This is a genomic window from Pseudomonas sp. KH_024_B2 (genome assembly GCF_057839965.1).
In genome coordinates, this window is the sequence record NZ_CM174502.1 from 1,533,027 (window position 1) to 1,553,116 (window position 20,090).

Genomic DNA, 20,090 nt, shown 5'->3' on the forward strand with positions numbered 1-20,090 from the left:
TTTATGAAAAAGGAAACGATTCTATTCGTCTACCCTGAGCCATACTTCTGTAATGGTGGTGGGATTAGTACTTACTTGAAGTACGCTGTTCAGGCGCATATAGATGCTGGGCGTGCTGTGAAGCTGTTGACTTGGGTTACCGGTACAGATGGCTGGTATGCTGACACCTTTTCCGAAAATGACTATCTTCCTCTCTCGAAGGAAGATGTGATAATTGTAAGGATTTCAGAGGAGCAGATCTGGCAGCATAACCCTATTGGTCTTCGTGCGAAGAATATTTCTGATATTCTTTATTCACACATTGTTTCCGCTGAGAAGAAATTCTCTCCAACCCTTATAGAGTCCAGTGACTATGCAGTAGCCCTGCATAGTTATCTTGAACATCGTCGCTCCGCACTCTACTCGTCCTCAGTTCCTGTGGCAATATTCAATCATGGAATGCTAACGGATATATGGCCTGCCAGTGCGCTCATGATGTCAGACTACACTATGCGCGAACTTGTTCTTGAGGAGCAGGTCCTCAAGTGGGCAGACCATGTGATTTGTCCGTCAGAGTGGGCGGCAAGCAATATAAAGAATAAGTATGGGCTTGATACGGTAGTGGTAATACGAGAGCCCTTCCTCTGGGTGGAGAAAACTGTCCAGAAGAAATTTAATAAGAGCAAGTTTGTCTATCTTGGACGAGTATCCTTTGCAAAGGGTATAGATGTCTTTTCAGCCATGTTGAGTGCTGTCTCCCAAGACTGGCTAGTCGATGAGGTGTGTTTCATTGGTAGACAAGTAGACACCTCCTTTCGCCAGGGAAGTGCAGAACGCTTGATCAAGTCGCGATTGTCTCCAAAGCTAAGAGAAAAACTCAGGCTACAGGACCAAATGCGAAAAGATGAAGTGGGTAAGGCAATTTCATCGTACGGATTCTTTGGTAATTTCTCTCGCTCTGAAACTTTTTCCTATACTACATTGGAGGCACTGTCTAAAGGTTTAGTGCCTCTGGTTAGAAAAGACTCCCCTATGGCGGAGTTTATTCCCGAGAATTTAAGAGATACTCTTACCTTCAAAGATGTTCCTCATCGTCGTGAAGTTGTTGCCGAAATTCTTGAGCGATGGAGTAGCGACTATGATGATCTAATGCCTGCGATTCAGTCATATGCTGAGAATATGACTTCGCTTGAGCAATATGCTAAAGCTTATGAAGATCTCTTGAAGGGGAGGAGCGGTTCGGAAAAAACTGCTCCCAGGTACTCTAGCACCGATATTACCTTCTTGATATCGACTTACAATGACTCCGATCTATTGAAGAGTGCGCTAGAGTGTATCTATGCGCAGACTCAGGCTATCAGAGAGATTCTTGTTCTAGATGATGGGACATCTGATCCTTCTAAACTAGAGATTCTAGATAAGATATCCTTGATGGATCGCGTTCGCTTGCTGCGTGTTCCGAATATGGGGTTGGTAGCTGGACGGAACTATCTTATCGAGAATTGCCATACCGATCTGGCAATCTTTATGGATTCTGACGATCTTATTCTGGAAACCTATGTAGAGAAAACGCTCAATGCACTGAATAGCGATCCTCATAAATGGGATGCTGTTTTGACCAGGAGAAAAAACTTCGGTCTTAATGATCATGAGCAGAGTGGCTTCCTTCTGGGTAGTAACACCCATTGGGTGCTGAACGACTTTCGTATGACCGCCCTTATCAAGACGAGCGTGCTGAGGAGTATAAAGTTCAAGCCGGAAATGAGAAGTGGAGAAGCTGATGACTGGTGGTGGTGGCTGAACTTTACTATTCATGGTCACCAAGCGAACTTCGTTCCAGAGGCGCTTTTCCATTACAGGACAGAGCAGGGATCTATGTCTATTCCTTGGTCGGAGGGGCAGGCTGCTCTGACTGGCGAATTGATCGGTGACCTGGCAGTAGGCGCTTTCTATAAAGGATATGATGTGGCGGGAGCGTTGAGTACCGCGCTAAGGACAACTTATAGGCTCCGTCGTGAAAATGACATTTTGATGTGCTCGCAGTCCGAGCAAGTAAGTACTGTAACTGCCACGTCAACGAGTCAGAACATGATTAGTTGGCAGTTCGTTGTCAGAGAACTATCGGGAGTACTTGGCGATGAGATGGCAAATAAAATTGCAGTCTCAATAGAGAGAGCTGCGGGTAAGAGACCTATAGTTCGTAAGCTCGGGAGGATGGTGCTGAAAGGCGTTTCTAGCCTCCGTTAACAGTGAGGGCGAGGGCTCGAGCGTCCTCGCTATCTTCTACCTTTTATAGAGCAGAAATGACAGATATCTTATCAGGTATTTGAATGTAACCGTTTCTTTGCGAAGTGCCGAGAAGTAGACAGCCCGTATAAGTATTTCCTTGTATTCCTGAGTGCCCTGTCGGCTTTCCGGTGTATGTGTCTTAAGGAATATATCCAGCTCCTTCGAAGTTTCCTCTCTGTCTGGGCGCCTGCCGGAGTACAAGATACTTCTATAGTATGATCTTTCGCATCGGGGTATCAGGTCCTTGTCTATTTTTTTCACGCACTCTAATAGCTTAGAGAGGTTGAGCGCTTGAGTATTTCCGAGACTCACTATTTCTGAGTCCGTCCCTTTCAATTTTCTCAGAATTGAGCATGCCAAGGCGAATGCCGTTGACAACGCCTGGGCCTCAAGGTGCTTTGAAGTAACGCTATTGTTATGGACTCTATATAGAAGGAGTGGGGTCCTTAGGTTGTCGACCTCTCCCATTTCCTGCAGTCGTAGCCATAAGTCATAGTCTTCTGCAGATTTGAAAGCATCCCTGTAGCCGCCGGCCTTCAGGACGGCCGACTTTCTGAACATGGCTGTTGGATGATATATGCATGAAGAGGTAAGGAGGCTCTTCGAGACATTTTCACTACCTACTTTCGCCTTGCTTGTTCTCAAGGGGCGTCCCGTCTCATCAATAATGATGGTAGAGCTGCCGAGCAGCACTAAACGGGGGCGCTTCACTATGGCATCACGCTGCTTTTCTATCCTGTCCGGCAAGGATATGTCGTCAGCATCCATACGAGCAATCAGCTCATTTCGGCAAAGAGAAAGTCCATAATTCAGTGTGTCAACCAGTCCCGTAGGGCTTTTCTTGTATGGACGGATTCGAGGGTCTTCTAGGGCGTATTTTAGAATTATGTTCCAGCTGGAGTCGGTTGATCCATCATCCAGAATAACAAATTCAATGTTTGACCAAGTCTGTTTAAGAATGCTCTCTATGGCAGGAGCTAAAAAATTTTCTGCATTGTATACAGGTAATAATATGGATACTTGGCTGTTGTTCATGATTTTGAGTCAGGGGATTCCCAGTAGTAACCTTCCGGAAAGTCGCGAAATGAACTTCTTGGGTGAGTTGTAGAAGGATGAAGCTAAGGATGGCAGTGATTTAAGGTAATCCCCGCTTCTAAGTAGAGTACTGGCTTTTTCATATAAAAGTGCATGTAGGAAAAGCTTTTCTTCAGCTGGGCTCATCATGGGTTTATATGAGTCTTCCAGCATGATTAGCGCTCTTGTTCTGGCTATTTTGTCAGCTCTTCTTGTGGAGCTGGATATTATGGATACTTGCGATCCGCAGTGGCCTACGGATCCTGTTTCTATTGCGCGCAGTAGCAAGTCCCAGTCTTCATAAACCCGGAGGAGTGTATTGTAACCTCCGAGCTTTAAGAAGTCGCTCTTCCTGAACATCAAGGTGCTGCCGGCAGCGTATATTCTTCCGCTAATCAATTCGCTTCGAATGTTAAATGGGGGGGAGGGCTTGTCTGTCGCTATCCGGTGTGGTTGGTCTTTTCTTAGGTATATATACCCACCTACGCAAGCTATCCATTCTTGATTGTTCTTCAGAGCTGCCGCCTGGCTAGAGAAGCGCTCCGGCAGAACAATGTCATCTGCATCCATAAAAGCAACAAGCTCGTTGCTTGACTCTGCTACGCCTCTATTTCTTGCTGCGGAAGGCCCTTGGTTTTCTCTAAGTCTTATATATTTTATGTAGGGTCTTTGGTTGGAATTGATTTCTAGTGCGCATGAGCTTGCATCATCTACTATTATTATCTCATCGCCCTCTGAGATCGCGTTTTCTAGAGAGTCTAGGCATTTCGATATTTGTTCTGGTTGATTGTAGTAGGGTATAACGACGCTGATCGAAGGGCGCGATACGGAATGTTTGCAGATGCTGTCCATGATTTCTCAGGTTCGCGTGATTTCATATACGGCGAGTGTGCGCTCGTTTATGGTTTCTTCGCTATACTTTTCTTCAATTTCACGTCTCATGGCGCTCGCTAGTCTCTCCCTTAAATCCGGTGCTTCCAGCAGGGCTTCAACGGCTCTTGCCAGAGCGAGGGGGTCCCGAGGAGGGACAAGCAAGCCTGTACGCATATGTTTTACAACCTGGCGGCAACCCGGAACATCTGTGGTAATAATTGAGCAGCCAGATGCACCGGCTTCTAGCAGGCTCTTGGGTAGCCCCTCTCTGTATGAGGGAAGGCAGAATATGTCTGCTTCCAATATGGTTTTTTGCATTTCCGCGGAGTGCCCCATCCAAGTGACTCCACTCTTTTTACACCAATCTTCGATTTCATCTGGAGGAATTGAACCTGGATTGCCGAAGTCGGTACCTCCTACCAGGACAAAATCGCAGCGCTTCCCCTCTCTATTGACAAGACTTGCTGCTTCCGTAAATTCCTGAATGCCTTTTTCCTTTAGCATTCGCGCTGCAAGCATGACTTTCGGTCTTGGGTTGTTTCTCGGGATAAACTTATAGTCAGTCAGTGATACCCCGGCGCCCTCTATCAGGATGGCTTTATTGGGAGAAAGCAGTCCGAGCTTTATAAGCTCATTTCGATCGTCGTTGTTTTCTAAGATGCAATGGTTATTCTTTAGAGCATATTTTAGCGAGAGGGAAATTATAGGTCTGAGGTATCTGGCTTTTATTGACTTTGACGTGAATACGTAACCCATCCCTACCGGTGCGTTAATAATGTTTTTTATCTTGCTTATATAGGCACATATGCTTCCAATTACTATTGGGCGTAAAGCAATGTGATGAACTATGTCTGGGCGGTAGTCTTTATAGACTCGCAGAATGGATTTCAGCTCTTTTATTATGGATAGGGGGTTAATTGTCGAACGCTGGAGTTCAACCGGTATTAGCGTGAGTCCTGCCTCTCTGATCTTGTTCCCGTGCTCGCCCTCTCTGGCAGCAACAAAAACTTTATACCCTGCGTCTTTGGCAGCTTTTGCTCTTGCCAAGAAGTGGGAGCAGAAAAACCAGTCCTCAGTGATCAGATAAAGAAGCTTAGGTTGAGCCAAACTATAGGCCTCTATATAGAAAATTCATATAAAAGCTATTTTATCTTGGGGCCTATGCCTTGTCACGACTTTATCTTGGGGCCTACGGCGTTTTTCAAGGTATTCAGGTAGTTGTCGTGTCAACCGCTTCACTATGCCGCTCTTTTCTCGGCCTGCTGCTCCCGGTCCGGGTTCAGCATCGCCGTTCCCACCGGCTCCCAGTTGCGCATCTGACCTGACCAGCGTTCCGGTTCTTTCTCCTTGGCTTGTTCGTACACCTCATGTCGCCGGGCCAAGAGCTGATGGTCCAATCCTCGATGCCGCTCAGCCGGTGTGACGAACCGGATACGGCTATGCCTGTGCTCGTTATTGTACCAATGCATGAAATCCCTCACCCAAGCTCGTGCGGCGTCCAAACTGGCAAAACCATCCTGCGACCCTGCGGCCGTTGTGGGCAGTATTTCAGTGTTCTAAACAGCGACTCCGAGTAGGGATTGTCGTTGCTGACCCGCGGTCGGCCCCGCGAGGGAGTGATGCCCAGTTCGCACATCTTGCTCAACAGCGTCACCGATTTCATCGGCGCTCCGTTGTCCGAGTGCAGCACCAGCGGTTTGTGTAAATACTGCTTGCCGATCACGCTGCGTTGCAGCAGCGCGGCGGCTTTCTCGCCGCTTTCCGCGTCGTAGACCTCCCAGCCCACGGCCTTGCGGCTGTAAAAATCCTCGATCAGATAGAGGTAGTAATACTTGCCGTGTATCGGCGCCGGTAGATACATGATGTCCCACGACCACACCTGATGGGCGCTTTGGCCGCATGAGGCGTCGGTGCTGCGTGCCGCCTGGGGCGCTGACTACGACCTCGATATTGCTTGACCCGCCGCACGCAAGACGCGATAGAACGTCGCCTCCGACGCCAGATAACGCCCTTGATCGGCTAGGCGCGGCACGATCTGGCTCGGCGGCAGATGGGTATACGCAGGGCTGTTGCACAGCGTCACAATCGCCTGTCGCTCGACCTCGTTCAACATATTACGCGGCGTTGGTCGCACTGTGGTCGTTCGAGCATCGGCCTGAACGATCTGGGCCTCGGTCCAGCGTTGCAAGGTTCTGAGCGACATACCCACTTCCTGGCACGCCCCGATTTTTCGGGTCCCGAACACGATAGCTTCGATCAGCCAGGCCACCAGCAACTGCCGTTCAGGCAAAGAGGTCAGATGTCCTCTTTGTCGATCCCCCAGTAATCGTTGAGCTTTTTTCGCAGCACCAGCAGCGCCGCTGTTTCGGCCAGCGCCTTGTCTTTGCGCAGCAGTTCGCGTTCAAGCTGCTGGATTCGTTTCTTGTCTTTGCGAGATTGTTCGCAGTTGACCTTCTGTTGCCCCGTGATACAGGCTTGGCGCCAAGCGCCGACGTGTTCGGGGTACAGACCTTTTCGCCTGCAATATTCGTCCAGCTCAAGCTGCGATAAGCCGGCCGTTTTGAGGGCGACCGCGAACCGGGCTTCAGCAGACCAGCTATCCGGGAGTGGTTTGTCTTCGGGCACGGCGCTTCCTTCAGAACTGACCTTCTTGCGCCAGTTGGACAAAGACATTTCGCTGACCCCTTCGCGCCGTGAAACTTCGGTCATTGATAGGTTCAGCGGGGGAAGCAGCATCTTGAGTAATGCGGTTTTACGCTCAGGTAAATAGTACAACATGAGTAGTCTCTTCCCCCCCGATATGCTTTTTCAAGAAAACTCGGAGAGGCGACAACTATCCTGACACCGGGCGGCATCAGCACCAAGCTGAGGCTGTGGGCTGAAAAGCAGGGGATTAGCTTGAAGTACATTCAGCCTGGCGACCCGCAGCAGAATGCTTACGTCGAGCGCTACAACTGGACAGTGCGGTATGACTGGCTGGGGCATTACTTGTTTGAATCGATAGCTGAGGTTCAGGACTACGGCACGGACTGGATTTGGACGTACAATCACGAATGCCCGAATATGGCACTCGGTGGCATCACCCCAAAACAGAAGTTAGCCCTCGCGGCTTGATCTCTACTTCTGGTGGGTACTGAAAATGGGGATTACCGTCTATGGTATCTGAAACATTCCTGATTACCGGCGGTAGCGGTTTTCTGGGGCGCGCGTTAATCAACCGGCTGATACGGATACCAGAGTATTCTGTTGTCGCACCGGTCAGGGATACAGGAACGACTTTCCCTCCCCGTGTTCGCTCGGCTGCATTTGATAGTCTTAATGCTGGCAACGATTGGCAGGACGTCATTAAAGGTGTCGATATCGTTGTTCATTGCGCCGCTCGTGTTCACGTCATGAATGATACGACGGCTGACCCGCTGGCGGCGTTTCGGGAAGTCAATGTTGACGCTACGTTGAATCTTGCTCGTCAGTCCGCCGACGCTGGGGTCAGGCGTTTCATCTTCATCAGTTCGATCAAGGTCAACGGAGAGAGCTCCCGGCCAGGTGTTCCGTACACTGCGGATGATGTTCCTGCTCCAGCCGATCCATACGGCCTCTCCAAATTTGAGGCGGAGCAAGGGTTGCAGGCGCTGGCGAAAGCTACCGGCATGGAGTTGGTTGTTATCCGCCCTGTGCTGGTTTATGGGCCCGGTGTGAAAGCCAATTTCCACAGTATGATGCGATGGCTTTATCGCGGAGTGCCGTTACCTTTTGGCGCGATACGCAATCGTCGTAGCTTGATTGCCGTAGATAATCTTGTCGATTTGATCGTGACGTGTCTTGATCATCCGGCTGCGGCCAATCAAACCTTTCTGGCAAGTGACGGCGAGGATGTCTCCACGACAGATCTTTTGCACAAGCTTGCAAAGGCCTTGGGCAAATCCGCTCGGCTACTGCCAGTCCCCGTCGGACTAATGAGCAATGTCGCTGCGTTACTCGGTAGGCGCCCGCTTTCTCAGCGTCTTTTCGGCTCCTTGCAGGTCGATATCAGCAAAAACCGACAACTACTGGGCTGGACTCCTCCAGTCACCCTCGATAAGGCCTTGAGCCTGACGGCGCAGCACTTTCTGGATTCTCGCAAATCATGAGTTACGGGTGGTTCATTCCGGTGATTGCCGGTGTTTCTTTCTTACTTACTGCTGCATTGCGCAAATATGCTCTGTCTCGAAGCCTGATCGACATTCCCAATGAGCGGAGCTCTCACTCGGTTTCCACCCCTCGCGGTGGAGGGGTCGCGATTGTCCTGGCATTTGTCTTGGCGCTGGGACTTTTGTTTTCTGTGGGGCTGATATCTTCGTCGGCGTTCCTGGCCATTGCCGGGGCTGGAGCCGTAGTTGCGGTTATCGGGTTTATGGATGACCACGGGCATATTGCCGCCCGGTGGCGCCTGTTGGGGCATTTCGCCGCATCAGGGTGGCTGTTGTTCTGGCTAGGCGGCCTGCCTGCCGTCCAGTTGTGGGGTGTCTCTGTTGACCTGGGATGGTTAGGTCATGTTCTGGCGATGTTTTACCTGGTGTGGTTGCTTAATCTTTATAACTTCATGGACGGGATTGACGGCATTGCCAGTGTAGAAGCGATCTGCGTTTGCCTTGGCGCCTGCATTTTGTATTGGATTGCCGGCGTGGAAAATTTTATATGGGGCCCGTTATTGCTCGCTGCTTCGGTTGTGGGCTTTCTTTATTGGAATTTTCCACCTGCCAGGATTTTTATGGGTGATGCCGGGAGCGGATTTCTCGGCATCGTGCTAGGAGGGCTGTCTCTTCAGGCGGCTTGGGTATCTGCGCACTTGTTTTGGGCTTGGTTGATTTTGCTCGGCGTGTTTGTTGTCGATGCGACCTTTACCTTGCTTCGCCGATTGTTCAGAGGAGATAAGGTCTATGAGGCGCATCGTAGCCATGCTTATCAATTCGCCTCTCGCCGGTTCGGCAAACATCTGCCGGTCACGGCGGCTGTTGGTGCGATCAATCTATTCTGGCTGTTGCCAATTGCTGTATGCGTGACACGCTTTGGTCTGGACGGTGGCTTGGGCGTGTTTCTGGCCTATGCGCCGCTGCTCGTGCTGGCGGTTAAGTTTCGCGCTGGAGACCTCGAAGGCCCGTCGGCGAAGAACTGAGCAACAGTTCTGTCATTTAGGTTTAAAGTAAGTGCGTTGCGCCTTTAAGGTTTCACTACGGTGATGCGGTAGTTGATGGGAGGAGACGGAGGTGTTCGAAGGGTTTATGGATAAAGTTAGAGCGTATTTGCTAGGACTTCCTAGGCGGCGAAAACGACTGATACAGGTCGCCACAGACATTTTTCTGGTCTGGGTTGCTCTGTGGCTAGCGTTCGTCGTCCGCCTTGGCATCGACATGTACAACCCTCTCAAGGTCCATTTCTGGCTTTTTGCCTGCGCGCCAGTGGTCGCTATCCCGCTCTTCATCCGCTTCGGTATGTACCGTGCGGTGATGCGCTACTTCGGCAACGACGCCCTCATAGCCATCGTCAAGGCTGTCAGCCTGTCATCGCTGATTCTGGCGGTCGTTGTCTCTTGGTACAGCAACCACGAAGCCATAGTGCCACGTTCCATCATCTTCAACTATTGGTGGTTGAGCCTCGTCATCATCGGCGGGCTACGGTTGTGTATGCGCCAGTACTTCATGGGCGACTGGTTCACCGCCGCCCAGCATGTACCGTTCACCAACCGTGATGACGGTCTGACCAAGGTGGCTATCTACGGTGCCGGTGTGGCGGGCAATCAGTTGGTTGCCGCTCTACGTATGGGCCGAGTGATGCGACCTGTAGCCTTTATCGATGATGACGAAAGCATCGCAGATCGTTCGATTGCCGGGTTGCAGGTTTATAAGCCCAAGCATATTCAGCAGATGATTGATGTGACGGGGGCTCAGGAGATTCTCTTGGCGCTTCCGTCCTCTACCCGAGCGCGACGTCGGGAAATTCTTAATTTTTTGGAGCCTTTCCCGCTTCACATTCGCAGCGTGCCGAATTTCACTGATCTGGCCAGTGGCCGGGTGAAGGTCGATGATATCCAGGAGGTCGATATCGCTGATTTGCTGGGGCGAGACTCAGTTCCGGCGCAGCCCGACCTGTTGGCGCGTTGTATCAAGGGCAAAACGGTGATGGTGACGGGGGCCGGTGGTTCGATTGGTTCGGAGTTGTGCCGGCAGATTTTTTCCTTGGGACCGACCACGCTTTTGCTGTTTGATCACAGTGAGTTCAATCTTTACAGCATTTTGTCCGAGCTCGAACAGCGTACTACCCGTGAGTCTTTGTCTGTCCGGCTACTGCCCATCCTGGGGTCCATTCGTCATCCCCATAAGCTCCTTGATGTGATGAAGACCTGGAACGTAGACACCGTCTATCACGCCGCTGCGTACAAACACGTTCCCATGGTCGAGCACAACATCGCCGAAGGTGTTTTGAACAACGTGATCGGCACGCTCAATACCGCTCAGGCGGCGTTGCAGGCAGGTGTTGCGAACTTTGTTTTGATCTCCACGGACAAGGCTGTACGCCCGACTAATGTGATGGGCAGCACCAAACGTCTTGCCGAATTGACCCTTCAGGCGCTGAGCCGGGAGATTGCGCCGGTGTTGTTCGGCGATAAGGCCAAGGTCTCTCGAGTCAACAAAACCCGTTTCACGATGGTCCGGTTTGGCAATGTGCTGGGTTCTTCTGGCTCTGTGATTCCACTGTTCCACAGTCAGATCAAGTCGGGCGGACCATTAACCGTCACCCATCCGAAGATCACCCGTTATTTCATGACCATCCCCGAGGCGGCGCAGCTAGTGATTCAGGCCGGCTCCATGGGGCAGGGTGGTGAAGTGTTCGTACTGGACATGGGCGAGCCGGTGAAAATCGTTGAACTGGCGGAGAAGATGATTCACCTGTCCGGCTTGAGTATTCGTTCGGACAAGAACTTGCACGGTGACATTTCTATCGAGTTCACCGGTCTTCGCCCGGGCGAAAAGCTTTACGAAGAGTTGCTGATTGGTGACAACGTCGCTGCAACCCGGCATCCGATGATCATGAGTGCCAATGAAGATCATCTGGCATGGGATGTGCTCAAGGCCAGGCTGACAGAACTGCTTGCAGCCGTTGAGCTGGATGACTATTCCCGGGTTCGTCAGTTGCTACGCGATACCGTCAGTGGCTACACGCCGGATGGCGATATCGTCGACTGGATTCACCAGCAACGCCGCCTCGAACCCTGATCCCCACATATGCTGTAACTCAGCTATTTTTGACAAGTACATGACATCGCCTAGGTTTGGGTAGCAGCTTCGGAAAAGCTGCTTCTCCCTTATCGATGTCATGGAGCGTCAATTATGCGTACAGCCTACTTCTCGTCCCTGGTCTTTGCTCTGCTGGCCAGCGCTTCTATTGCGGTCAACGCCGCACCTGCCAAACCGGAGGCCCCGGCGCCTGTCGTTGCCCAGATAGCGCCTGCTGCGCAATCTTCCAGGGTGAATCTCAATACGGCCGATGCCGCGACCTTGCAGCGCGATCTCTCCGGGATCGGCGAGGCCAAGGCGAAAGCGATTGTGGCTTACCGTGAAAGCAATGGACCCTACACTTCGGTGGACGAGTTGCTGGAGGTCAAGGGGATTGGCAAGGCGATTCTGGACAAGAACCGCGAGCAGCTTGAGCTCAACTGAAAACCCATACGTTAGCGCCTGAGGCTGGTCATTGACCGGCCTTTTTTGTAGTGCGCGTCGCCTTTTGTCAGAAGTAAAAAATTACGACTATCATATTTTGTTTAAATTATGTCTATAATAAAAACCTCCCCTATTGAAGAGTCCTGAATCCAGGCGCTCAATAACCCCTCAACGCTTCTCCCAGGAGTGCAGCTATGAATCCGGTCCAATCCAAAGGTACAGCCCTCATCACCGGCGCATCGTCCGGTATCGGTGCGATCTACGCTGAGCGGTTGGCGGCGCGTGGTTATGATTTGTTGCTGGTCGCTCGCGATGAGCAGCGGCTGGAAGCGGCCGCGACCAGGTTGCGTGTCGAGCACGGTGTGCAGGTTGAAGTGTTGAAAGCGGATCTGACGCTCAAGGCGGATCTGCTGAACGTCGAGCAGCGCCTGCGCAGCGATTCAAGCATCAGTCTGTTGTTGAACAATGCCGGTATCGCCGCCGACGGACCCTTGGCCAGTGCGGATCTGGATCATATGGAGCAGATGATCCAGCTCAATGTGGTGGCGGTCACGCGGTTGGCTTCGGCTGCCGCGCAGAATTTTTCGGCTGCCGGGCGCGGTTCGATTATCAATCTGGCGTCGGTGGTGGCGTTGTTTTCGGAGGGTTTCAATGCGACTTACAGCGCGACCAAGGCTTACGTCTTGAGTTTGACCCAGTCCCTGAACGCCGAGTTGAGTGAGTCGGGTGTGCAGGTTCAGGCGGTGTTGCCGGGTGCGACCCGTACGGAAATCTTTCAGCGCTCGGGGATCGATGCCAATGCTATCCCGGCAGAGATGGTGATGGACGCAGGGGAGATGGTCGACGCGGCATTGGCCGGTTTCGATCAAGGGGAGTTGATTACGATTCCTTCGTTGCCTGATGCCGCGGACTGGCACGCCGTTGTTGCAGCGCGCCATGCGTTGGCGCCGAATTTGTCGAAGAGCAGTGCGGCCGCCCGCTATAAATGATGGGCGGGTCCATGAAGCGATTTGAGGTGTTTAGCGTATGAACGGTCGTCGGGTTGTGGTGACGGGCATGGGCCTGGTTTCCCCATTGGGTTGCGGTGTCGAGCGAGTCTGGGAGCGGTTGCTGGCCGGCCGCTCGGGGTTGCGACGTCTGCCGGAAACGGTGGTTGCCGATCTGGCGGCCAAGGTCGGCGGGGTTGTGCCGAATCTGGCCGAAGATGCGCAGGGCGGTTTTGATCCCGATTGGGCGACGTCGCCCAAAGAGCAGAAGAAAATGGATCGTTTCATTATGTTCGCCATGGCGGCAGCGAAAGAGGCCCTGGAGCAGGCGAACTGGTCCGCCACTGATTCTTGGGCCCAGGAGCGCACGGCGACGATTATCGGCTCGGGTGTCGGTGGTTTTGGCGCGATCGCCGATGCGGTGAGGACAACTGACAGCCGTGGTCCGCGGCGTTTGTCGCCGTTTACCATTCCGTCGTTCCTGGTCAACCTGGCGGCGGGTCATGTGTCGATCGAGCACGGTTTCAAAGGCCCGCTGGGTGCGCCGGTAACTGCCTGTGCCGCTGGGGTACAAGCCATTGGCGATGCCGCGCGATTGATTCGTAGCGGCGAAGCCGATATTGCGCTGTGTGGCGGTGCGGAGGCGGCGATTGATCGCGTCAGTCTTGCCGGGTTCGCGGCAGCCAGGGCCTTGTCCAGTGGTTATAACGATACCCCCGAGCGCGCTTCGCGACCGTTCGACAGTGGCCGTGATGGCTTTGTCATGGGTGAGGGCGCGGGGATTCTGGTGATTGAGGAACTGCAACACGCATTGGCCCGCGGCGCTCAGCCGTTGGTTGAGCTGGTCGGCTATGGCACCAGTGCCGACGCTTATCATCTGACCGCCGGCCCGGAAGATGGCAGCGGCGCGCGGCGTGCCATGGCGCTGGCCTTGGCCCAGGCCGGAATCAGCGCGGCGCAGGTGCAGCACCTTAATGCTCACGCGACTTCTACGCCGGTGGGCGATTTGGGCGAGATCGCCGCTATCAAGTCGTTGTTCGGTGAGCACCCGGCGGTCGCGGTCACTTCGACCAAGTCTGCTACCGGGCATTTGTTGGGGGCTGCGGGCGGAATTGAGGCGATCTTCACGATTCTGGCGATCCGCGATCAAATCGCTCCGGCCACTCTCAACCTTGATAACCCGGATGCTGCGGCGCAGGGGCTGGACATCGTGCATGGCCAGGCGCGGTCGATGGCGATCGAGTATGCGTTGTCCAATGGCTTCGGCTTTGGCGGGGTCAATGCCAGCGTGTTGTTCAAGCGTTGGCAAGGTGTGTGATGCACTTCGTACACTTATCACATGGGAGACGCCGGGATGGCTACTTCAATTCGATTGGCCCCGGAGATCGAGCAGCGGCTCGACTTCCTGGCGACCAGCACCGGACGGACCAAGGCGTACTACCTGCGCGAAATCATTGACCGCGGACTGACCGAGATGGAGGACTACTACCTCGCGGCTGAAGTCTTGGAGCGGGTTCGTAACGGTCAGGAATCCGTGCATTCGGCCGCCGACGTAAGGAAAGATCTTGGTCTGGACGATTGATTACACCGACACGGCCAAAACGAAGCAACGGACTTTCCCGATGAGTCTTTACCTTGACGACTCCGAACAGCTGTTACTCGACATCCTGAATACGGCGTAGAGCTGCTACGAGAGCCAGGACATACCCCACGGATCGAGGATTTTCTCCATGTACAAAGACTATCCCGCGGCTTACCAGGTCAGCAAAGGTTCGGCCCTGCAAGTGGACAAGGTTTTTTATGAGCGGATCCGCGATACAAAGGACGGTCGCACGCTGATCGAGCAGTTCGAAGTGCCGATCCGCACTGGCCGTGCATGGCACGTCCCGGCCGGGCATGTGTTTCGCGTGACCACCCCGGTCGGGCCGCAAGTGGGGGATTTCAATGTCTGGAATGCCAATGATCCGCGCGAACGTTTGTGGGCCGCGCGTACTCGTCAATTGCAGGGCGCCCATGTCACTACCCATGACCGGCTCTGGTCGAACCTGCCGTTTTTGCGGCCCTTGGTGACCATCACCGATGACAGCCTGGCGAGTTACGGGATCGATGAACATGGCGGTCGATTGCACGACCTGCTGGGTACCCGCTGCGATCCCTATGTGAACAAAATGCTCACCGGTGAAGACTTTCATCATCATTGCCATTCGAACCTGACCCGCGCCGTATTGCCCCATGGCCTGACCGAGTTCGACGTGCACGATGTGCTGAATATCTTCCAGTGCACCGGTCTCAACCACGATGACATGTACTTCATGAAAGCCTGCCCGGCGCAGAAGGGCGACTATCTGGAGTTTTTTGCCGAAATCGATCTGCTCTGTGCCTTGTCCACATGCCCCGGAGGCGATTTGTCGCTGGCGATGTGGGGGCCGGATGCGCAGGATCCGCTGAGCGTTTGCCGTCCGTTGGGCGTGGAGATCTATCGGCTTGAGGATTCATTGCTCGAAGGCTGGAGCCAGCCTGAGCGTGCGGCCTACAAGGGGCTGCACGGGTTGCAGATTGCCAAGGCGGAATGGGAGAAGTAGAAGCGCCCTCGCCACAGGTATTGTGCATGGCGATAGATAAGAAAAACCCCGTCATTGGTTCTCAATGACGGGGTATTGATGTCAGCGATCCTGCGCATCCTTGGCGTCCGCTTCCGCGTTGCGTTCAGCCACTCGTTTACGTTGTTCTTCGGTCAGCTCGACCTTGTTGGCGGTGTCGCGCAGCATCATCAAACCGCCGACGATCGAGCCGATTGCAACTATCAGAATCAACCAGGCATACCAGGGCATAGGGCTCTCCTTCAGGGCAGGCCATTGGGCGACGGGTTTCGCGCAATGGTCATGCACCGTCCATCTTTGATTGGTTCCATTGTAGGCCTGATCCGTCTGGATAGCGCTTTATCAGTGTTTACAGCCCGGTCAGCATCGCATCGGCCGGTGCATCGGCGCGCAGTTGTGCGGTCATCTGGAAATACCCGAAACCGACCGCCATGAAGCCGAGAAAGATCATCCCGATCAACGTATTGAACCAGGCCATCGCCAGCAGACACACCACCGCCAGAAACAGCGCAATGGCCGGCACCAGCGGATAGCCCGGCGCGCGGAAAGTGCGCTCCAGCAGCGGCTCGGTTTTGCGCAGTTTGAACAGGCTGAGCATGCTCATGATGTACATCACAATGGCGCCAAACACCGCCATGGTGATCATCGCCGCGGTGAGGGTCATGCCGCCGAGGTTGATCAGGCCATCGCTGTAAATGGCCGCGATGCCGATCAAGCCACCGACGATAATCGCCCGGTGCGGAGTCTGGAAGCGCGACAGTTTGGCCAGCGACGCAGGCAGATAACCGGCGCGGGCGAGGGCGAAGAACTGCCGCGAATAGCCGAGGATGATCCCGTGGAAACTCGCCACCAGGCCGAACAGGCCAATCCATACCAACATGTGCAGCCAGCCAGAACTTTCGCCGACCACGGCTTTCATCGCTTGCGGCAGCGGGTCGTTGATGTTCGACAGCGTGCGCCAGTCGCCCACGCCGCCGGCGAAGAACATCACGCCCATGGCCAGCAACACCAGGGTCAGGATGCCGCTGATGTAGGCCTTGGGAATCGTACGTTTCGGGTCTTTGGCTTCTTCGGCCGCCATGGCCGCGCCTTCGATGGCGAGGAAGAACCAGATGGCAAACGGAATAGCCGCAAACATCCCGGCAATCGCCGGTGCGCCGAAGGTATCGGAACCGGCCCAGCCGTTGAGGGCAAAATTGCTGAAGCTGAAGGCCGGTGCCACCACGCCCATGAACACCAACAGTTCGGCGACGGCCAGCACGCAGACCACCAGTTCGAAAGTCGCGGCCAGTTTGACCCCGAGAATGTTCAGGCCCATGAACAGGATGTAGGCGCCGACCGCTGCGTGTTTCGGGTCGAGGGCGGGGAATTGCACATTCAGATAGGCACCGATGGCCAGGGCAATCGCTGGCGGGGCGAAGACGAATTCGATCAGCGTCGCCAGCCCGGCGATCAGCCCGCCTTTTTCGCCGAACGCCCGACGGCTGTAGGCGAACGGACCGCCCGCGTGAGGGATGGCGGTCGTCAGTTCGGTGAAGCTGAAGATGAAGCAGGTGTACATAGTCGCAACCAACAGCGAGGTCACCAGAAAGCCCAGCGTCCCGGCCACGCCCCAGCCATAACTCCAGCCGAAGTACTCACCGGAAATCACCAGTCCGACCGCGATACCCCATAAATGCAGCGTGCCCAAAGTGGGCTTGAGTTGTGTGTTCATGCGTTGCTCCCTGAACGGTTTGGAATTGCTCGGGGAGGCGATGTGCAGCGGGCATGCCATTTCGCGAAAGCACGTCGTAAAGGCTGGAAAGCTGTCGTATCGAGGATGTTCGCTGCTGAATGCCTCCAGTTTGTGCGCCAGATGAGGGCGTGGGTGCATGGACTGGCGCCTTCGCGGGCAAGCCCGCTCCCACAAGAGCACAGCAATACCCTGTGGGAGGTTGCCTTTAAGGCGCCTTCGCGGGCAAGCCCGCTCCCACAGGAGCACAGCAATACCCTGTGGGAGCGGGCTTGCCCGCGAAAGCGATTGGCCAGACACATCTGGTGTCATTGCCGAACGAGCCAGCTACTGATCCCTCACTATATTTTTGAGAGATCAACCGCTCAGGAGGCAAAGGAATGCCTGTGTACAGTTCACATTGTCTGCGAAAAGGACGTTATTCAGAGTCTGGCCAAATCTATCTTCTTACTGCCGTGGTACGGGGGCGTGAACCAATATTTAGCGATTTCTACGTCGGCCGTTTGCTGGTCAATGAATTCAAACAGGCTGAGCGGGAACGGTCCGCTCAATCGCTGGCCTGGGTGGTGATGCCCGATCATTTCCACTGGTTGATCGAGTTGCAGAACGCCAGCTTGGGCGAACTGATGCGCCGGACAAAATCGAACGCTGCGAGAGCAGTTAACCGCAGCCGGCAGCGCAATGGCCCGATTTGGCAGACTGGTTACCATGATCGGGCTATTCGTAGTGAAGAGGATTTGCCCGAGGTGGCCCGTTACATCGTCGCAAACCCGTTGCGGGCGGGACTGGTAAAGCGAGTAGGAGACTATCCGCTTTGGGATGCTGTCTGGTTGTAATGAGGTTGCCCTTTAAGGCCTCTTCGCGGGCAAGCCCGCTCCCACAGGGTATTGCTGTGCTCTTGTGGGAGCGGGCTTGCCCGCGAAAGGGCCTGACCAAGCATCACAAACCCCCACCTTTTACGCTTTCTTTATGCCGCGCCTCACCCCTCGATCTCGTTCCTTTACAGCCTCCCTGCAGACAATGGCTCCACACGCGGCAATCGCCGTACGACGGAGAAATTCCATGAGCGTTCTGGACGGAGTTTCACTGCTGCTGGCAGTGGGGCTGTTCATTTATCTACTGGTTGCGCTGTTGCGCGCGGATCGGAATTAGGAGCGGCTATGCACAGTTATGACTATTGGCTGATCCTCGCCTTCTTCGCCTTGGTGCTGATACCGGCGCCATTTCTGGGACGGTTCTATTACAAGGTGATGGAAGGCCAGCGCACCTGGCTGACGCCGATCCTCGGACCGCTGGAGCGCGGCTGCTATCGCGTGGCCGGAGTCGATTCGCAAACCGAACAGAGCTGGCAGAAATACACCCTGGCCTTGCTCGCCTTCAACCTCGCGGGCTTTTTGCTGTTGTTCGCCATCCTGTTGTTTCAGGACTACTTGCCACTCAACCCGCAGAACCTGCCGGGGCAGGAGTGGACACAGGCGTTCAACACCGCCGTCAGTTTCATGACCAACACCAATTGGCAGTCCTACAGCGGTGAAGCCACCCTGAGCTACCTCAGTCAGATGATTGGCCTGACCGTGCAGAACTTCGTCAGCGCCGCCACCGGCCTCGCTGTGCTGGTCGCTTTGTGTCGCGGTATCGGTCGTCGTTCGGCGCAAACCCTGGGCAACTTCTGGGTCGACATGACCCGCGCCACCCTCTACGGCCTGTTGCCGTTGTGCTTGCTGCTGGCGCTGTTCCTGGTCTGGCAGGGTGTGCCACAAACCTTCGCCCACTATGTGAATGCGCTGACCATGCAAGGCGTGGATCAGGTAATTCCACTGGGTCCTGCGGCCAGCCAGATTGCGATCAAGCAGCTGGGTACCAACGGCGGTGGCTTCTTCGGCGTCAACTCGGCCCATCCGTTCGAGAACCCGACGGCCTGGAGCAACCTGTTCGAAGTCGCGTCGATCATTCTGATCCCGGTCGCGCTGGTGTTCACCTTTGGCCATTACGTGAAAGACCTGCGCCAGAGCCGGGCGATCATCGCTTGCATGCTGGCGCTGTTCCTGATAGGCGGCGCCACTTCGCTGTGGGCCGAGTACCAGCCGAACCCGACCCTGAACAACGTAGCCGTCGAACAAACCGCGCCACTGGAAGGCAAGGAAGCACGCTTCGGCACCACCGCCACGGTGCTCTGGTCGGTGACTACTACCGCCGCGTCCAACGGTTCGGTCAACGGCATGCATGACAGCCTCAATCCGCTGAGCGGCATGGTCGCGCTGGTCAACATGATGGTCGGCGAAGTGATCTTCGGCGGCGTCGGTGCCGGTCTCTATGGCATGTTGCTCAACGTGCTGATCGCGGTGTTCCTCGCCGGCTTGATGATCGGCCGCACCCCGGAATACCTCGGCAAGAAACTCCAGGCCAGGGAAGTCCAGCTGCTGGTGGTGACCCTGTTGGTGATGCCGGTGGGCGTACTGGTGCTCGGTGCGATCGCGGCAAGTCTGCCTGGCCCGGCGTCGGCCATCAGTAACCCTGGCCCCCACGGTTTCAGTCAGCTGCTCTATGCCTACACCTCCGCCAGCGCCAACAACGGTTCGGCGTTTGCCGGTCTGGGGGCGAACACTGCATTCCATAACCTGATGCTCGGGCTTGGCATGTTGATCGGCCGCTTCGGTTACATCCTCCCGGTGCTGGCATTGGCCGGCAGCCTGGCGATGAAGAAAACCGCGCCAATCGGCCAGAACAGCTTTCCGACCCATGGCCCGCTGTTCGTGACCTTGTTGACCGTGACCATTCTGCTGGTGGGCGGCCTGACCTTCCTGCCGAGCCTGGCGCTGGGTCCTATTGCTGAACACCTGAGCTTAGGCTTCTGAGGGATCTG

Annotated in this window: 17 protein-coding genes and 2 pseudogenes; 13 read left to right on the plus strand and 6 right to left on the minus strand. The window is 54.5% G+C overall.

The window, feature by feature from the left end; genetic code table 11:
• Positions 1–3 precede the first annotated feature (3 nt).
• Positions 4–2,226: a glycosyltransferase gene (locus tag AC3I0A_RS07245; protein WP_489376958.1), complete on the plus strand. Its 2,223-nt coding sequence runs from the start codon at positions 4–6 to the stop codon at positions 2,224–2,226.
• A gap of 36 nt (positions 2,227–2,262) precedes the next feature.
• Here the strand turns inward: AC3I0A_RS07245 and AC3I0A_RS07250 are convergent, their stop codons facing one another.
• The 4 genes and pseudogenes from AC3I0A_RS07250 to AC3I0A_RS07265 form a co-directional block, all read right to left on the minus strand.
• Positions 2,263–3,303 carry a glycosyltransferase gene (locus AC3I0A_RS07250; RefSeq protein ID WP_489376960.1) on the minus strand — a complete coding sequence of 347 codons (1,041 nt, stop codon included), beginning with the start codon at positions 3,301–3,303 and terminating at the stop codon, positions 2,263–2,265.
• A 9-nt stretch (positions 3,304–3,312) separates the two neighbouring features.
• Positions 3,313–4,194 carry a glycosyltransferase family 2 protein gene (locus AC3I0A_RS07255; RefSeq protein WP_489376961.1) on the minus strand — a complete coding sequence of 294 codons (882 nt, stop codon included), beginning with the start codon at positions 4,192–4,194 and terminating at the stop codon, positions 3,313–3,315.
• Positions 4,195–4,200: 6 nt separating this feature from the next.
• Entirely contained in the window at positions 4,201–5,322 is a 1,122-nt protein-coding gene (locus AC3I0A_RS07260; RefSeq protein WP_489376962.1) for a glycosyltransferase family 4 protein, read from the minus strand.
• A 131-nt stretch (positions 5,323–5,453) separates the two neighbouring features.
• A pseudogene (locus tag AC3I0A_RS07265) lies at positions 5,454–6,993 on the minus strand (IS3 family transposase).
• 66 nt (positions 6,994–7,059) lie between these two features.
• Between AC3I0A_RS07265 and AC3I0A_RS07270 the strand changes: the two are divergent.
• The 9 genes and pseudogenes from AC3I0A_RS07270 to AC3I0A_RS07310 all read left to right on the plus strand — a co-directional run.
• A pseudogene (locus AC3I0A_RS07270) lies at positions 7,060–7,329 on the plus strand (integrase core domain-containing protein); the annotation flags it as partial.
• 41 nt (positions 7,330–7,370) lie between these two features.
• Positions 7,371–8,342 (plus strand): UDP-glucose 4-epimerase family protein, encoded by a 972-nt coding sequence (locus AC3I0A_RS07275; RefSeq protein ID WP_489376964.1) that lies wholly within the window; start codon positions 7,371–7,373, stop codon positions 8,340–8,342.
• Positions 8,339–9,367 carry an MraY family glycosyltransferase gene (locus AC3I0A_RS07280; RefSeq protein ID WP_489376965.1) on the plus strand — a complete coding sequence of 343 codons (1,029 nt, stop codon included), beginning with the start codon at positions 8,339–8,341 and terminating at the stop codon, positions 9,365–9,367. Before AC3I0A_RS07275 ends, AC3I0A_RS07280 begins: the two co-directional genes overlap by 4 nt.
• A 106-nt stretch (positions 9,368–9,473) precedes the next feature.
• Positions 9,474–11,465, plus strand: coding sequence for a polysaccharide biosynthesis protein (locus AC3I0A_RS07285; protein WP_489376967.1), 1,992 nt, complete (start codon positions 9,474–9,476; stop codon positions 11,463–11,465).
• Between the two features lie 114 nt (positions 11,466–11,579).
• Positions 11,580–11,909, plus strand: a complete 330-nt coding sequence (locus AC3I0A_RS07290) for a ComEA family DNA-binding protein (protein WP_489376968.1) — start codon at positions 11,580–11,582, stop codon at positions 11,907–11,909.
• Positions 11,910–12,103: 194 nt separating this feature from the next.
• A complete protein-coding gene (locus AC3I0A_RS07295; RefSeq protein WP_489376970.1) occupies positions 12,104–12,898 on the plus strand; it encodes an SDR family NAD(P)-dependent oxidoreductase in 795 nt (264 codons plus the stop codon).
• A 37-nt stretch (positions 12,899–12,935) separates the two neighbouring features.
• Positions 12,936–14,213: a beta-ketoacyl-ACP synthase II gene (fabF, locus tag AC3I0A_RS07300; protein ID WP_489376972.1), complete on the plus strand. Its 1,278-nt coding sequence runs from the start codon at positions 12,936–12,938 to the stop codon at positions 14,211–14,213.
• A gap of 36 nt (positions 14,214–14,249) precedes the next feature.
• Positions 14,250–14,477 (plus strand): type II toxin-antitoxin system RelB family antitoxin, encoded by a 228-nt coding sequence (relB, locus tag AC3I0A_RS07305; protein WP_489376974.1) that lies wholly within the window; start codon positions 14,250–14,252, stop codon positions 14,475–14,477.
• A gap of 148 nt (positions 14,478–14,625) precedes the next feature.
• Positions 14,626–15,477 carry an urea carboxylase-associated family protein gene (locus tag AC3I0A_RS07310; protein ID WP_489376976.1) on the plus strand — a complete coding sequence of 284 codons (852 nt, stop codon included), beginning with the start codon at positions 14,626–14,628 and terminating at the stop codon, positions 15,475–15,477.
• A gap of 81 nt (positions 15,478–15,558) precedes the next feature.
• Here AC3I0A_RS07310 and AC3I0A_RS07315 read toward each other — a convergent pair whose 3' ends face one another.
• Both AC3I0A_RS07315 and eat read right to left on the minus strand, forming a co-directional pair.
• Positions 15,559–15,726 (minus strand): DUF2897 family protein, encoded by a 168-nt coding sequence (locus AC3I0A_RS07315; RefSeq protein ID WP_008006000.1) that lies wholly within the window; start codon positions 15,724–15,726, stop codon positions 15,559–15,561.
• A gap of 118 nt (positions 15,727–15,844) precedes the next feature.
• Complete coding sequence (gene eat / locus AC3I0A_RS07320; RefSeq protein ID WP_489376978.1) at positions 15,845–17,209, minus strand: ethanolamine permease; 1,365 nt, start codon at positions 17,207–17,209, stop codon at positions 15,845–15,847.
• Positions 17,210–17,607: 398 nt separating this feature from the next.
• On the opposite strand from eat, the gene AC3I0A_RS07325 reads away from it, so the two are divergent.
• From AC3I0A_RS07325 to kdpA, 3 genes are all read left to right on the plus strand, one after another.
• On the plus strand, positions 17,608–18,063 hold the full coding sequence (locus tag AC3I0A_RS07325; RefSeq protein WP_489376979.1) for an REP-associated tyrosine transposase: 456 nt from the start codon (positions 17,608–17,610) through the stop codon (positions 18,061–18,063).
• Positions 18,064–18,289: 226 nt separating this feature from the next.
• The gene (gene kdpF, locus AC3I0A_RS07330; RefSeq protein ID WP_007899818.1) at positions 18,290–18,379 is read left to right on the plus strand and encodes a K(+)-transporting ATPase subunit F; all 90 of its coding nucleotides are present in this window, start codon (positions 18,290–18,292) and stop codon (positions 18,377–18,379) included.
• 8 nt (positions 18,380–18,387) lie between these two features.
• The gene (kdpA, locus tag AC3I0A_RS07335; RefSeq protein ID WP_489376981.1) at positions 18,388–20,082 is read left to right on the plus strand and encodes a potassium-transporting ATPase subunit KdpA; all 1,695 of its coding nucleotides are present in this window, start codon (positions 18,388–18,390) and stop codon (positions 20,080–20,082) included.
• Positions 20,083–20,090 lie beyond the last annotated feature (8 nt).